Annotated in this window: 14 protein-coding genes; 11 read left to right on the top strand and 3 right to left on the bottom strand. The window is 70.6% G+C overall.

The genetic code is table 11. The annotated features are described in order from the left end of the window. Positions 1–1,044, top strand: a 1,044-nt coding sequence (locus tag VH112_06910; GenBank protein HEX4539961.1) for an AIR synthase related protein, incomplete at its 5' end; no start/stop codon positions are given. On the opposite strand, the gene VH112_06905 is transcribed toward VH112_06910, so the two are convergent. Then, on the bottom strand, positions 1,041–1,877 hold the full coding sequence (locus VH112_06905) for a PHP domain-containing protein (protein HEX4539960.1): 837 nt from the start codon (positions 1,875–1,877) through the stop codon (positions 1,041–1,043). The genes VH112_06910 and VH112_06905 overlap by 4 nt on opposite strands. Before the next feature lie 145 nt (positions 1,878–2,022). On the opposite strand from VH112_06905, the gene purF reads away from it, so the two are divergent. The 4 genes from purF to pyrE are packed head-to-tail and all read left to right on the top strand — an operon-like array spanning position 2,023 to position 5,494. Beyond that, the gene (purF, locus tag VH112_06900) at positions 2,023–3,441 is read left to right on the top strand and encodes an amidophosphoribosyltransferase (GenBank protein HEX4539959.1); all 1,419 of its coding nucleotides are present in this window, start codon (positions 2,023–2,025) and stop codon (positions 3,439–3,441) included. Continuing rightward, positions 3,425–4,498, top strand: a complete 1,074-nt coding sequence (purM, locus tag VH112_06895; GenBank protein HEX4539958.1) for a phosphoribosylformylglycinamidine cyclo-ligase — start codon at positions 3,425–3,427, stop codon at positions 4,496–4,498. The genes purF and purM overlap by 17 nt, the downstream gene beginning before the upstream one ends. A 4-nt stretch (positions 4,499–4,502) precedes the next feature. Further along, on the top strand, positions 4,503–4,916 hold the full coding sequence (locus tag VH112_06890) for a response regulator (GenBank protein HEX4539957.1): 414 nt from the start codon (positions 4,503–4,505) through the stop codon (positions 4,914–4,916). Then, positions 4,913–5,494 (top strand): orotate phosphoribosyltransferase, encoded by a 582-nt coding sequence (pyrE, locus tag VH112_06885; GenBank protein ID HEX4539956.1) that lies wholly within the window; start codon positions 4,913–4,915, stop codon positions 5,492–5,494. The genes VH112_06890 and pyrE overlap by 4 nt, the downstream gene beginning before the upstream one ends. Before the next feature lie 7 nt (positions 5,495–5,501). Here pyrE and VH112_06880 read toward each other — a convergent pair whose 3' ends face one another. Beyond that, complete coding sequence (locus VH112_06880; GenBank protein HEX4539955.1) at positions 5,502–7,502, bottom strand: dehydrogenase E1 component subunit alpha/beta; 2,001 nt, start codon at positions 7,500–7,502, stop codon at positions 5,502–5,504. Positions 7,503–7,619: 117 nt separating this feature from the next. Beyond that, positions 7,620–8,663 (bottom strand): Glu/Leu/Phe/Val dehydrogenase dimerization domain-containing protein, encoded by a 1,044-nt coding sequence (locus VH112_06875; protein ID HEX4539954.1) that lies wholly within the window; start codon positions 8,661–8,663, stop codon positions 7,620–7,622. Between the two features lie 211 nt (positions 8,664–8,874). Here VH112_06875 and VH112_06870 point away from each other — a divergent pair, with 211 nt between their 5' ends. The 6 genes from VH112_06870 to VH112_06845 form a co-directional block, all read left to right on the top strand. Continuing rightward, positions 8,875–9,114: a BldC family transcriptional regulator gene (locus VH112_06870; GenBank protein HEX4539953.1), complete on the top strand. Its 240-nt coding sequence runs from the start codon at positions 8,875–8,877 to the stop codon at positions 9,112–9,114. Between the two features lie 119 nt (positions 9,115–9,233). After that, entirely contained in the window at positions 9,234–10,664 is a 1,431-nt protein-coding gene (locus VH112_06865; GenBank protein ID HEX4539952.1) for an NAD-dependent malic enzyme, read from the top strand. A gap of 25 nt (positions 10,665–10,689) precedes the next feature. Then, positions 10,690–11,496: an amidohydrolase family protein gene (locus VH112_06860; GenBank protein ID HEX4539951.1), complete on the top strand. Its 807-nt coding sequence runs from the start codon at positions 10,690–10,692 to the stop codon at positions 11,494–11,496. 305 nt (positions 11,497–11,801) lie between these two features. After that, a complete protein-coding gene (locus tag VH112_06855; protein HEX4539950.1) occupies positions 11,802–12,521 on the top strand; it encodes a Crp/Fnr family transcriptional regulator in 720 nt (239 codons plus the stop codon). A 266-nt stretch (positions 12,522–12,787) separates the two neighbouring features. Then, positions 12,788–12,979: a hypothetical protein gene (locus tag VH112_06850; GenBank protein HEX4539949.1), complete on the top strand. Its 192-nt coding sequence runs from the start codon at positions 12,788–12,790 to the stop codon at positions 12,977–12,979. 114 nt (positions 12,980–13,093) lie between these two features. Further along, the coding region (locus VH112_06845; GenBank protein HEX4539948.1) for a Crp/Fnr family transcriptional regulator at positions 13,094–13,650 on the top strand (557 nt) is incomplete at its 3' end.

Below are 13,650 nucleotides of genomic sequence, written 5' to 3'. Positions count from 1 at the left end.
GCGCCACCCGCTGGCCCGGCAGGCAGGCCCGAGGAGCGCGACTGCGGCGCCGATCTCCTCGCGCTCGTGGGCGACGTCTCCTGGGTGTACGAGCAGTACGACCACCAGCTGTTCCTCAACACCGTCGAGGGGCTCGGCGGTGACGCCGCCGTCCTCCGCCTGAAGGCGCCGGGTCTTCCCGCCACCCGCAGGGGCCTGGCCCTGTCGACCGACGGCAACAGCCGCTGGTGCCGCGTCGACCCCCGCCAGGGAGCGGCGATGACGGTAGCCGAGTCGGCGCTCAACGTGGCCTGCGCCGGCGCCCGCCCGGTGGCCGTGGTCGACTGCCTCAACTTCGGCAACCCCGAGCACCCCGAGGTCATGTGGCAGCTGTCGGAGGTCGTCGACGGCCTGGCCGAGGCGTGCCGGGCCCTCGGCCTGCCGATCGTCGGGGGCAACGTCAGCCTCTACAACGAGAGCCAGGGGCGCGACATCGACCCCACTCCCGTCGTCGGCGTCGTCGGGCTCATCGACCGCCTCGAGCGTCCCGTGCCGGGTCCCAGCCTTGCGCCGGGACAGCGCCTCGTCCTCCTGGGAGAGACGGTGCCGTCGCCGGCCGGCTCGCGGTGGGCGGCCGAGCACGCGCCCGACGCCGCGCCGCCGGGCGAGCGCCTCCCGCCCCTGGGCCTCGCCGGGCACCGCGACCTCGTCGAGGTGGTGGTGGGGCTGGTGACCGACGGCGTCGTGAACGGCCTCCATGATGTGTCCGACGGAGGGCTCGGTGTGGCGCTGGCGGAGATGGCGGTGCGTTCCGGGACAGGTGTCGTGGTGCGGGGGATCGCCACCGCCGCCGAGCTCTTCTCCGAGTCGCCGTCGCGCGTGGTCGTGTGCGCGGCGGACCCTGACGGGGTCGCAGCCCGGGCCAGGGCGGCCGGAGTGATAGTCACCGAGCTCGGCATTGCCGGAGGCGACCGGCTCGTCGTCGAGGGCCTGGTCGATGTCGCCCTGGACGACGTCGTCCACGCCTGGCGCTCGACCCTGCCCGCCCGCCTCGCCGCCTCCTAGGGCCGGCGATCAGCCAAGGCGGCGACGGTGTCGTCGGGCACGGACAGATCGCCCCGCCCGGTGCCGACGGCGAGATCGGGCTTGTAGGTGCCGTGGTAGTCGGAACCACCGGTCGCGACGAGGCCGTGGCGACGGGCCAGGTCGGCGAGCCCGGTCCGTTCGTCGGGGGAGTACCGGCCGTAGCGGGCCTCGAGGCCCGCCAGGCCGGCGTCGGCCAGCTCGGCCACCGCCGAGGCCAACCCGGGCTCGTCGAGCTGCAGACTGAGCGGATGGGCCAGCACGGCCACACCTCCGGAGCGGCGCGCCTCCTCCGCCACTTTCCGGGGCGACAGGCGGGCCTTGCTCACGTAGCCCGGCTTGCCTCGGGCGAGGTAGCGGTCGAAGGCCTCCTGGACGGACCCCACGACTCCCTTGCGAACGAGGATGGAAGCGATGTGGGGCCGCCCCGCGCCCATGCCGCCGGCCTCGGCCTCCAGCTCGTCGAGCGTCACGGGCAGGCCGGCGGCGGAAAGCCGGTCGATCATCTGGCGGTTCCGCTCGTCACGATCGGCCTGCAGCCGGGCCAGCTCGTCCTGAAGCGGTCCCTCGCCCGGCTCGACGAAATAGACGAGCACGTGCAGCGTGCCCGGTGCCCACTCGCACGAGACCTCACAGCCGGGCACCAGATCCACTCCCAGCGCCTGGGCCCGGCCTCGGGCCTCGGCCAGCCCGTCCAGGCGGTCGTGGTCGGTGAGCGCCACGGCGCTGCATCCGGCGGCGGCGGCCAGCTCGGGGATGCGCGCCGGAGGATCGGACCCGTCGGAAACGGTCGAATGGGTGTGGAGATCGACCATGCGCTGAGGAGGCTATCGCCAGCTGACCAAAGAGCGACCGGGGCTGTGGGAGAATGAAGCAGTGAGGGCACGCCAGCCGGGCGCCAAGACGGCGCCGCTCACGTCCCCGACGGCGCAGCCACGGTCCGGCAACCAAGATGATTCCTTGCGAGAGGCCTGCGGGATCTTCGGCGTCTGGGCGCCCGGTGCGCCGGTGGCCCAGCTGACCTTCGACGGGCTCTACTCCCTCCAGCACCGGGGGCAGGAGTCCGCCGGGATGGCGGTCAGCGACGGCGAGACCATCACCGTGGTGAAGGACATGGGTCTGGTGACCAACGTGTTCGACGAGCGGACCGTGGCGGCGCTCGAGGGCCACCTCGCCATCGGGCACACCCGGTACTCGACGACCGGCTCCAGCACCTGGCGCAACGCCCAACCGGTGTACCGCTCGGTCGGCACGGCGGGCTTCGCCCTCGGGCACAACGGCAACCTCACCAACACCACCGTGCTGGCCGAGCGGGCAGGCATGCTGCCGGGGGTCATAGCCAGCGACAGCGACCTGGTGGCCGAGCTGCTCTCGCGGGTGTTCTCCTCCGAAGCCGGCGATGGAGGTGGCGGGGAGCTGGAGGCGGCGCTCAGCGAGGTGTTGCCCGACCTCGAGGGAGCCTTCTCGTTCGTGCTCATGGACGCAGAGCATCTGGTCGGCGTGCGCGACCCCAACGGCTTTCGCCCGCTGTGCCTCGGGCGCCTGGACGAGGGGTGGGTGCTGGCGTCGGAGACGCCGGCGCTCGACGTGGTGGGGGCCCGCTTCGTGCGGGAGCTGCAGCCCGGCGAGATGGTCGTGATCGACCGGAGTGGACTCCGTTCGGTCAATCCCTTCCCGCCGGAGAAGATCGATCCCAAGCTCTGCATCTTCGAGCTGGTGTACTTCGCCCGCCCCGACAGCATGCTGTACGGCAAGGAGGTGCACGGTGCTCGCCGGCGCATGGGCGAGCTGCTGGCCGAGCAGGCGCCGGTGGACGCCGACCTCGTCATGGGTGTGCCGGAGTCCGGGGTCCCCGCGGCAGAGGGCTACGCCCGGCGCAGCGGCATCCCCTACGGGCAGGGACTGGTGAAGAACCGCTACATCGGGCGCACGTTCATCGCCCCCACGCCCGAGGCCCGCGCTCGCGGCGTGCGCCGCAAGCTCAACCCCCTGCGGGAGAACATCGTCGGCAAGCGGCTGATCGTCGTGGACGACTCCGTGATCCGGGGAACCACCACGCGAGCCATGGTCGAGATGCTGCGTGACGCCGGCGCCGCGCAGATCCACCTGCGGGTGTCCTCGCCGCCCTACGCCTGGCCGTGCTTCTACGGCATCGACACCCCCGACCGGGACGGCCTGCTCGCCGCCCAGCGGTCGGTGCCTGAGATCGGCGAGTACCTCGGTGTCGATTCGATCGCCTACCTCACCCTCGACAACCTGGAGCGCGCCATCGACGCCCCTGGGGCCGGGTTCTGCAGTGCGTGTCTCACCGGCGAGTACCCGGTCGAGATCTCGCCCGTCCCCAGCAGGGAGGTCCTCGAGGTTGCCCTCCGGGCCTGACCAGGCGGGCCGTGGCGGCCGCGGCCTGACCTATGCCGAGGCGGGCGTCGACATCGGTGCCGGCGACGAGGCGGTGGAGCGCATCAAGGACGTGGTCCGCACGACCTACCGGCCCGAGGTCGTCGGCGATCTGGGCGGCTTCGGTGGTCTCTTCGCCCTGGCGACCGATCGCTACCGCCAGCCCCTCCTGGTTGCGGCGACCGACGGCGTCGGGACCAAGGCCCAGCTGGCCTCGGCCACGGGGCGGCTGGACACGATCGGGATCGACCTGGTGGCCATGTGCGTCGACGACCTGGTGTGCCAGGGGGCCGAGCCGTTGTTCCTGCTCGACTACCTGGCCACCGGACGGCTGGACCCGGAGCGCGCCGAGCGCGTCGTGAGGGGCATCGCGGAGGGGTGCCGGCAGGCGGGCTGCGCCCTCATCGGCGGGGAGACGGCCGAGCACCCCGGCTCGCTGGCCACCGACGCCTTCGACCTGGCCGGGTTCGCCGTCGGGGTGGTCGAGCGGGACCGGCTCCTCGGCGCGGCCCGGGTCGAGCCCGGGGACGTGCTCGTCGGTCTCTTGTCTCCGGGCCTGCGCTGCAACGGGTACTCCCTGGCCCGGCGGGCGCTGCTCGAGGTCGGGGGCCGGTCGCTCGACGACCCCGCCTTCCCGGGCGCCACCCACAGCCTGGCCGACGAGCTCCTGGAACCGTCGGTGATCTATGCGCCGGCCGTGCTCGCCCTGACGCGCGAGGTGGCGGTTCGGGCCGTCGCCCACGTCACCGGGGGAGGGATCGCCGCCAACCTGGCCCGGGTGCTGCCGAGTGGATGCGACGCCGTGGTCGACCGCTCGGCCTGGACCGTGCCGCCGGTGTTCGGTGAGATCCAGCGGGCGGGCGGGGTGCCCGACGAGGAGATGGACCGTGTCTTCAACCTCGGGCTGGGTATGGTCGCTGTGGTGGCCGCCGAGGACGCTGGACGAGCTGTCGATGTGCTGCGAGGACGGGGCCGGGAGGCGCTGGCCGTAGGTCGGATCCTGCCGGGCGGGGGGCGACGGGTCCGCATGGAAGGCTGAGCCGATGCCCAGGGTGCTGGTTGTCGAGGACGAGCCCGTTATCCTGCGCCTCCTCGAGGAGACGCTGGCGGGCGACGGCGCCGACGTGGTCACTGTCCGCGACGCCGACGCCGCCCTGGTGGCCCTGCGTGAGGAGCAGTTCGACGTCGTGCTGGTGGATCTGCTCCTTCCCGGCCAGCCGGGGTGGCGAGTCCTCGAGCAGCTCCGGTCCAGCCCCGAGGGCTCTCCGGTGGTGGTCGTGTCGGCCCGAGCCACCCCGAGCAACCTCACCCGGGCGTTCGACCTGGGTGCCGTCGATGTCTTCGGCAAGCCCTTCGACCCGCTGGAGCTGAGCGCGTGTGTGAACGAGGTGGCGGGGATGGAAGCCGAGGGCCTCGCCGCGCACCGGCAGGCGGCGCGGACCCGGCGCAACGCGTGAAGCCAGGCTCGATTTCGTCTCCGCCTCCGTCGGTCTCGGCCGCCCTCCGCGACCACCTGCTCGCCCACTCCGTGCGCATCGGCGAGTTCGTGCTCAAGTCGGGGCGTCGCAGCAACTGGTTCATCGACTCGAAGCAGACCGCGTGCAGGCCCGACGGCATGATCCTCATGGTCGACGCCATGCTGTCGGTGCTGCCCGAGGAGGCCACGGCGATCGGCGGTCTCACCATGGGTGCCGACCCGGTGGCCTTCGCCACCGCTGCCGTCGGCAATCTCCGCGGCCATTCGCTCAAGTCCTTCAGCGTCCGCAAGGAGGCCAAGGACCACGGGGCCGGAGGACGCATCGCCGGCGCCCTGGACGCCGGCGACCGGGTGGTGCTGGTCGAGGACACCGTGACCAGGGGGACCTCGCTGGTCGAGGCGGCGAGGGCCGTGCGGGCGGTCGGGGCCGAGCCGATCGTGATGGTGGCGGTGGTCGACCGGGGCGGCACCTGCGCAGCCATGGCCGAAGCCGAGGGCATCCCCTTCCGGGCTCTCGTCACCGCCACCGACCTCGGCTTCGAGTACGAGGGCGCGTAGCTGGCCGCTACTCGGCCAACAGAGACCGCGCTGCGCCGATGATCTCGTCGGCGCCGATGGACACCGCCCGCTCGAGAGGGGCGGCGTACGGCATGGCGGGCACGTCGGCCATGGCGAGACGGCGCACGGGGGCGTCGAGGTCGTAGAAGGCCTCGTCCGCCACCAGGGCCGCCACCTCGGCGCCGACGCCAAAGCTGACGTTGTCCTCGTGGACGACGAGCACCCGCCCGCAGCGGCGGGCCGAGTCGAGCACCGTGTCCCGGTCGAGGGGGTTGATGGTGCGCAGGTCGACCACCTCGATGGCGGCCTCGCCGGCCAGGGCCTCGGCCGCCTCGAGGGCCAGGTGGCGGTGCAACCCGTAGGTGACGATGGCCAGATCGCGGCCCTCCCTGGCCACCTCCGCCACCCCGATGGGAACGGTCCAGTCACCCTCGGGTACCGGCCCCTTGATCAGGCGGTAGGTCTTCTTGTGCTCGAGGAAGAGCACGGGGTCGGGATCGGCCACCGCCTCCCTGAGCATCCCGGCCACGTCTGCGGGCGTCGAGGGCACGACGACCTTGAGCCCGGCGACGTGGCCGTAAAAGGCCTCGATGGCCTGGGAGTGATAGAGGGCGCCGTGGACCCCGCCGCCCCACGGCGCCCTGATCACCAGGGGCACGCCGAAGGCGCCGTCGGAGCGGTAGTGGAGCTTGGCGGCCTCGCTCACGATCTGGTCGAACGCCGAGTGGATGAAGTCGGCGAACTGGATCTCGGCGATCGGCCGGCGACCGGCCAGCGCCAGCCCGATCCCGATGCCGACGATCGAGGACTCGGCCAGCGGCGTGTCCATCACCCGGGCCTCCCCGAACGTGGCGTGGAGCCCCTCGGTTGCCCGGAAGACGCCGCCCCGCGGCCCGACGTCCTCGCCCAGGATCATCACGCGCTCGTCGGCGGCGAGCAGGTCGTGCTGGGCCACACGGAGGGCGTCGACGACCGTTCGCTCCGGCCCCGGCCCTGCGGGTGAGGGGTGGTGCGGCCTCGGAGCGACGGGCTCGGCCAGCTCGACGGGTACACCGGGCGTCGGGCGGAGGGGGCGGGCCCACACCTTGGTGAAGGCGGCCGCCGGCTCGCACGCCGCTGCCTCCTCGGCCCGCTGGGCCGCCTCCTCGACCTCGGCCTTGACCTCCGCCTCGAGCTCCTCCTCCCGCTGCTCGGACAGAAGGCGCTGCTCGATGAGGTACTGGCGCATCCGCACCAGGGGGTCCTTCTTGCGCCACAGCTCGACCTCCGCCGGGGTGCGGTAGCTGCGGTCGTCGTCGTCGGAGGTGTGCCCGAGGTAGCGGTAGGTCTTGCACTCGACCAGGGCTGCGCCCTCGCCCTTCCGGGCCCGGCGGATGGCGGAGTGGGTTGCGGCGTAGACGTCGATGGGATCGTTGCCGTCCACGATCACGCCGGTGAGCCGGTACGAGTGGGCATGCTCGGCGATGTTCTCGACGGCCGACTCCTTGGAGAGGGGGACGGAGATGGCGTAGCCGTTGTTCTCGCAGACGAACACGACCGGCAGCTGGTGGATGCCGGCGAAGTTCAGCGACTCGTGGAAGTCACCTTTGGAGGCGGCCCCGTCGCCGAAGTAGCACATCACCACCTCGTCTCGGCCCTCCAGCTTTGCAGCCAGGGCCATGCCGACGGCGTGGGGGAGATGGGTGGCGATGGGCGACGAGCCGCTGATGATCCGCCGGCCGGCGTGGCCCCAGTGATTGGGCATCTGGCGTCCGCCCGAGCACGGGTCGTCGGGGCGGGCGAAGACGCCGAGGAGCACCTCGTAGGGGGTCATCCCCAGGGCGAGCACGACGCCGAGGTCGCGGTAATAGGGCAGGACCGGGTCGACGCCGGCGCGGATCGTCCAGGCCGAGCCGACCTGGGCCCCCTCGTGGCCCTGCGAGCTCACCACGAAGGGGGCTTTGCCCATACGGTTGAGGGCCCAGGTCTTCTGGTCGAGCACCCGGGCCAGGAGGATGGTGCGGTACATCCCGAGGAGGTCGGCGTCGGTCAGGCCGAGCTCGCTGTGCCGGTCGTGGATGTGAAGCGCGGCCAGTTCCTCCGGGCTCGTCGAACGGGCCGGCTCAGCGATCGAGGACAGAGGCCATCACCCCCCTGTGACGGTGGCTCGCGCCGCCGGCGCGGGCCCGGGCCGACCGTACCCCGTCAGCCGGCGCCGAGCCATCGCTTCGGCCACCTCGGTCGTGCTCGCTCCTGCGGCCGTCGCCTCGGTCAGCACCGCCATCGCGGTGTCGAAAATCCTGCGCACCGCGGCGTTGGCCCGGTCCGGGCGGTAGCCGACGAGCTCGTGGGAGATGTTGATGATCCCTCCCGCGTTGGCGACGAAGTCGGGCACGTAGGTGATGCCGGCATCGGCCAGCAGCCGGACGCTTCGGGGCTCGGCCAGCTGGTTGTTCGCTGCCCCGACGATGGCCTGGCAGCGCAGCTCAGCGATCCGCTCGGGGGTGAGAACCGCACCGAGCGCACACGGCGAGAAGATGTCGCACTCGACGGCGTGGGCGCGCTCGGGCGGTGCCGACGACAGCCCGAGAATCTTCGTGGCGCGCTCGAGGGCGACACTGTCGACATCGCTGGCAACGACGACCGCGCCTTCGTCCACCAGGTGACGGGCCAGTGCCAGCCCGACCTTGCCCACCCCACTCACGACGACGCGCCGGCCCCGCAGGCTGGGCGAGCCCCACAGCTTGGTGGCCAGGGCCAGCATGGCCTGGAGCACACCCACGGCGGTGGCTGCCGACGGGTCCCCCGAACCGCCCAGCGACCGGCTGGTGCCCGTCACGTACCTGGTCTCCCGGCGCATCAGGTCCATGTCGGCCTGCGTCGTGCCGACGTCCTCGGCGGTCAGGTAGCGACCGCCGAGGCCCTCCAGGTAACGGGCGTAGGCCTGCAACAGGGCCTCGGTCTTGATCCGGGCGGGGTCACCGAGGATCACCGCCTTGCCGCCACCGAGGTCGAGCCCCGCGGCCGCCGCCTTGTACGTCATGGCCCTGGACAGGGCGAGCACGTCCGCCAGGGCCTCGTCCTCGGTGGCGTAGGGACGGAAGCGGACGCCCCCGAGCGCCGGTCCCAGCCGGGTTGAGTGCACGGCGATGATCGCCCGCAGACCGGTCGCCTCATCGTGGCAAAACACGACTTCCTCATGGCCATCGCCGGCGAGTCGGTCGAAGAGCTGCACCCGCGGCCAGGGTACCCCCGTCAGGCACGGCCGCCGACGGGCCCCGAGACCGTCCCTGGCCAGGAACTAGTCGCTTCGGCGGCCAGAGATGGTCCGCTTGGTCTATCGACCAACAATCGGTCGTGTCGTACCTTCAAGGTAGAAACCGGACCCTGAAGGGAACTCCATGCCGAACAATCCTCAGACCACACCTACCCGAGACGGGAGCTCCGCCGATCAGGGCCAGCCCGATGCACTGCTCACGCCGGGCGAGGTGGCGACATTGTTTCGTGTCAACCCGAAGACCGTCACCCGCTGGGCGCGGGCCGGCAAGCTGACGGCCATCCGCACTCTGGGAGGGCATCGGCGCTTCCGGGCCTCGGAGATCCGCGACTGCCTCGACCGCACCGAGTACGAGGAGGCCTGAGCGGAGGGCCCTCGAGAGGTCCGACCAGCTCGACCGGCAGCTCGACGACCCGGTGGCGGCCGGGCGACGGGCCGCCGATTGTTGGCCGCCTCGCTGGTGGGGCTGTACCTTCGCGGCCCATGGGCGCACCCAATGTGTCGTATTCGGTGTCGATCCGCGTCTCGCTCAAGCACTCTCCCGGAGCCCTCGGCCGTCTGACCACGGCAATCGGCGAGGCCGGGGGGAACATCCTGGGCCTCGACATGATCGATGTCGCCGATGACCGCATGGTGAGGGACATCACGGTGCTGGCGATCGACGACGAGCACGTGGCCCGGATCACCAAGGCCATCGAGGCCATGGGTGAGGTGACCATCCACAGCGTGCTGGACCGCACGTTCCGCATGCACGTGGACGGCAAGATCGAGGTGGCGTCCAAGTCGCCGCTGGCCACACGCGACGATCTCTCGATGGCCTACACCCCGGGCGTGGCCCGGGTCTGCCTGTCCATCGCCGACAATCCCCCCGAGGTCCACCGCTACACGATCAAGGCCAACTCGGTTGCCGTCGTCACGGACGGGACGGCCGTGCTGGGGCTCGGCAACATCGGGCCCCACGCCGCCCTCCCGGTGATGGAGGGCAAGGCCATGCTCTTCAAGGAGTTCGCCGGCATCGACGCCTGGCCCGTCTGTCTCCGGGCGGACTCGGCGGACGCGCTGGTGGAGGCGGTCGAGCGCCTCGAGCCCGTCTACGGCGGCATCAACCTCGAGGACGTGGCCGCGCCCCGCTGCTTCGAGGTCGAAGAGCGGCTCAAGGCCAGCCTCGACATCCCCGTCTTCCACGACGACCAGCACGGCACCGCGGTCGTCGTGCTTGCCGCCTTGCGCAATGCCCTCCAGGTCGTCGGCAAGGAGATGGCAAACCTGACCGTCGTCATCGGCGGGGCCGGAGCGGCTGGCGTGGCGGTCGCCAAGATCCTCTCCGAGGCGGGGGTGCCCTGCATCATCGGCGTGGACCGCAAGGGCGCCATCTACGCCGGCCGCGGGGACACCGACCTGTCCAAGATGTGGATGGGCGAGAACACGAATCCCGATCGCCGCAAGGGATCGATGGGCGAGGTGCTGGCCGGGGCCGACGTCTTCGTCGGGGTCAGCGGGCCAGGGCTGGTGACCCGAGAGCAGCTGACGGCCATGGCCGGCGCCCCAATCGTCTTCGCCCTGGCCAACCCGGATCCGGAGATCGCACCGGAGGAGGCCGAGGGCATCGCCGCCGTGGTGGCGACGGGGCGCAGCGACTACCCCAACCAGATCAACAACGTCCTGTGCTTCCCCGGCATCTTCAGGGGTGCCCTTGACGCCGGGGCCACCGCCATCACTGAAGCCATGAAGCTGGCGGCCGCCGAGGCCATCGCTTCCACCGTGCCGCCCGAGGAGCTCGAACCCAGCTACATCGTGCCGTCGGTGTTCAACAAGTCGGTCGTCGCCAAGGTTGCCGAGGCCGTGGCCCACGTCGCCCGGGAGGAGGGCGTCGTCCGGGAGGCCCCCTCGGGCCCGCTGACGCCGGCGGGCTGACCGCCACGGTCTGACCGCTGCCGTGGTGATCGACGCCTGGATGCAGCACCCGACACCCCGCTTCCTCGCGCACGACATGTTCGAGTCACTGCGACGATGGGCGGGGACCGAGATCCCCGTCGAGGATCTTCCGCTCGAGCTCACCGTGGCGGCGATGGACCAGGCCTCGGTCGAGCGTGGGCTCATCTCGGCCTGGTACGGACCGGACGGCCCGCTGATCACGAATGACGAAGTGGCCGGCTTCGTCGCTCGCTATCCCGACCGGTTCGTCGGCGTGGCCTCCGTCGATCTCCGCCAGCCCGTTGCCGCCGTGCGGGAGCTGCGCCGCGCCGTGCGCGACCTCGGCTTCCGGGCGTTGCGCGTCGTGCCGTGGCTGTGGGGGCTTCCGCCCAACGACCGGCGCTACTACCCGCTCTACACCGAGTGCGTGGAGCTGGGCATCCCCTTCTGCACCCAGGTGGGCCACACCGGGCCCCTGCGGACGTCGGAGACCGGTCGCCCCATCCCGTACCTCGACGACGTCGCCCTCGAGTTTCCCGAGCTGGTCATCGTGGGTGGGCACATCGGCTACCCGTGGACCACCGAGATGGTCGCCGTGGCGACCAAGTACCCCAACGTGTACATCGACACTTCCGCCTATGTGTCCCACCGCTATCCCCCCGAGCTGGCGGAGTACCTACGGGGCCACGGCCGGCGCAAGGTGTTGTTCGGCTCCAACTTTCCGATGATCACGCCCGAGCGGGCGCTGGCCAAGCTCGACACGCTCGGTCTGGACGACGAGGCGACCGAGCTGTTCCTCTCGGGCAACGCCCGGCGCGTCTTCGACCTCTGACGGCGAGTCCACCCGGGGTGCGCGGGCCCACTTCGGATATCGCTGGTCGGGCGCCAAGGATTCGCCAAGCCGACCAGTCCCCCCGCCGGGCGGGGTAGAGCCACCTCCACGTCCCGGGTGGTTAGCGCTGCTCAGACGGCGTAGGATCTACCCCGGACCTAACGTGAGCATGGTTGAGGACTGGAAGATGGCAGTGCGAACGGGCGAGTCGGGTCTTACACCGCTGGGGCGGGCACGGCGGACCACGCGGCAATGGGTCGTGCCGGTCCCAGCCACGCTCCCTGTTATTCAGGCGAGGTAGCACCATGGCCAAAGGAAGATCTGCCACCATCCCGCCGGGCAACCGGCTCCTCGACGCGCTGCCCCCAGCAGATCAAGCTGGCCTGGCTCCGTATCTCGAGAAGGTCGATCTGGAGATGAAGGAGCTCCTTTTCGAGCAGGGCAAGCGCTTCGACCGCGTCTACTTCCCACTCACTGCGGTGGTGTCGCTGCTCAGCGTCATGGAGGACACCTCGGGGGTCGAGATTGCCACCGTGGGCAACGAGGGACTGGTCGGTGTGCCCGTCTCGTGGGGAGTCACCATGCTCAATCCCCGTGAGCTCATCCAGGCCCAGGTGCCGGGCGAGGCCCTGGTCATGGACGTCGACATCTTCACCTCGAGGATGTCCCAGCCCGGCGAGCTGACCGAGCTGGTCCACCTCTACACCCAGGCCTTGTTCAGCCAGATCGCCCAGCAGGTGGCCTGCAACAGCCTGCACTCGGTCGAGGAGCGCTGTGCCCGATGGCTGCTGCTCACCCATGACCGGGTCGGTGTCGACGAGTTCCCGCTCACGCAGGAGTTCCTCTCCCAAATGCTCGGGGTTCGCCGGGCCTCGGTGACCGTGGTCTCCGGTGCCTTCCAGCAGGCCGGCTTCATTCGTTTCCGCCGGGGTTGGGTCACTATCACCGACCGCCAAGGACTCGAGAGCACGTCCTGCGAGTGCTATCACGTCGTGCGAGAGGTATTCGACCGGCTCCTGGGGTGAGCCCGGGCACGATCCGCTATGTACGCTAGCGTACGGTCGTGGTAAATTGAGGTGGGTGGCGGCCGAGGTTCGAGCCGCTGAAGAGGGTTAGCAGCAGGTCAAATCGCCCATCCCCTCGGTTTGTCGCGTTTGAGTGGGGGACAGCAGCATGAAGCGGATCCCTGAGGCTCGATGGAGCAGGCTCTCGCAGTGGCCGAGGACCGACCGGGGAGTAGTGAACGTCCGGCCGGATTGCCTTGATCGGAGCTGGTGGCGGGTCGTGGACCATGTTTGACGAGCCAACCGCAGCAGAGGTACGAGAGCTGGCTGTCGGGTCGCACCTGCTGGAGGCCCAGGTGAGGAACGCGATTCTCGGACAGCTGCTAGCCCAAGGCAACGAGGTGGTCGGGGCCAAGGAGATCTTGGACCTGGCCGAGGCCTTCGCCTGGGTCACCAACCCCGGTCAGGCTCATGGCTGATCGACGCAACGTTCGCGCAGGCAGGCTGAATCGGGCTGCCCACCGCCTGATCGTGACCGATTCCGGGTCGATCGACCCCCGGTCAGGCGCCTGCACACAGGCGAGGTAGCGACCATGTCGTCAGAAGGACCCGCCACCATTCCTCCCGGCAACCGACTTCTCGACTCCCTGTCTCCTGGCGAGCAGGCCGACCTGGCTCCCCATTTCGAGCAGGTGCGGCTGGAGCTGAAGGAGCTGCTGTTCGAGCCGGGCAAGCGCATCGACTACGTCTACTTCCCACTCACGGCGGTGGCGTCGCTGCTCAACCTGGTCGAGGACACCGCAGGAGTCGAGATCGCCACCATCGGCAACGAGGGGCTGGTCGGCCTGTCTGTCTCCTGGGGGATCAACACCTTCAACCCTCGGGAGTACGTGCAGTGCCAGGTGCCGGGTGACGCCCTGGTCATGGACGCCGAGACCTTCGCCGCCAAGGTCTCCGAGGGGAGAGAGCTCACCTGGCTCGTCCATCGCTACACCCAGGCCTTCGTCACCCAGATCGGACAGCAGGTGGCCTGCAACGGCCTCCACTCGATCGAGGAGCGCTGCGCCCGCTGGATGCTGCTCACCCACGACCGGGTGGGCTCGGACGAGTTCCCCCTCACCCAGGAGTTCCTGGCCCAGATGCTCGGCGT

The sequence above is a fragment of the Acidimicrobiales bacterium genome, from assembly GCA_036270875.1.
Lineage (GTDB): Bacteria > Actinomycetota > Acidimicrobiia > Acidimicrobiales > AC-9 > AC-9.
The sequence above is the reverse complement of the archived record's forward strand: the minus strand, read 5'-3'. Positions and strand labels throughout refer to the sequence as shown.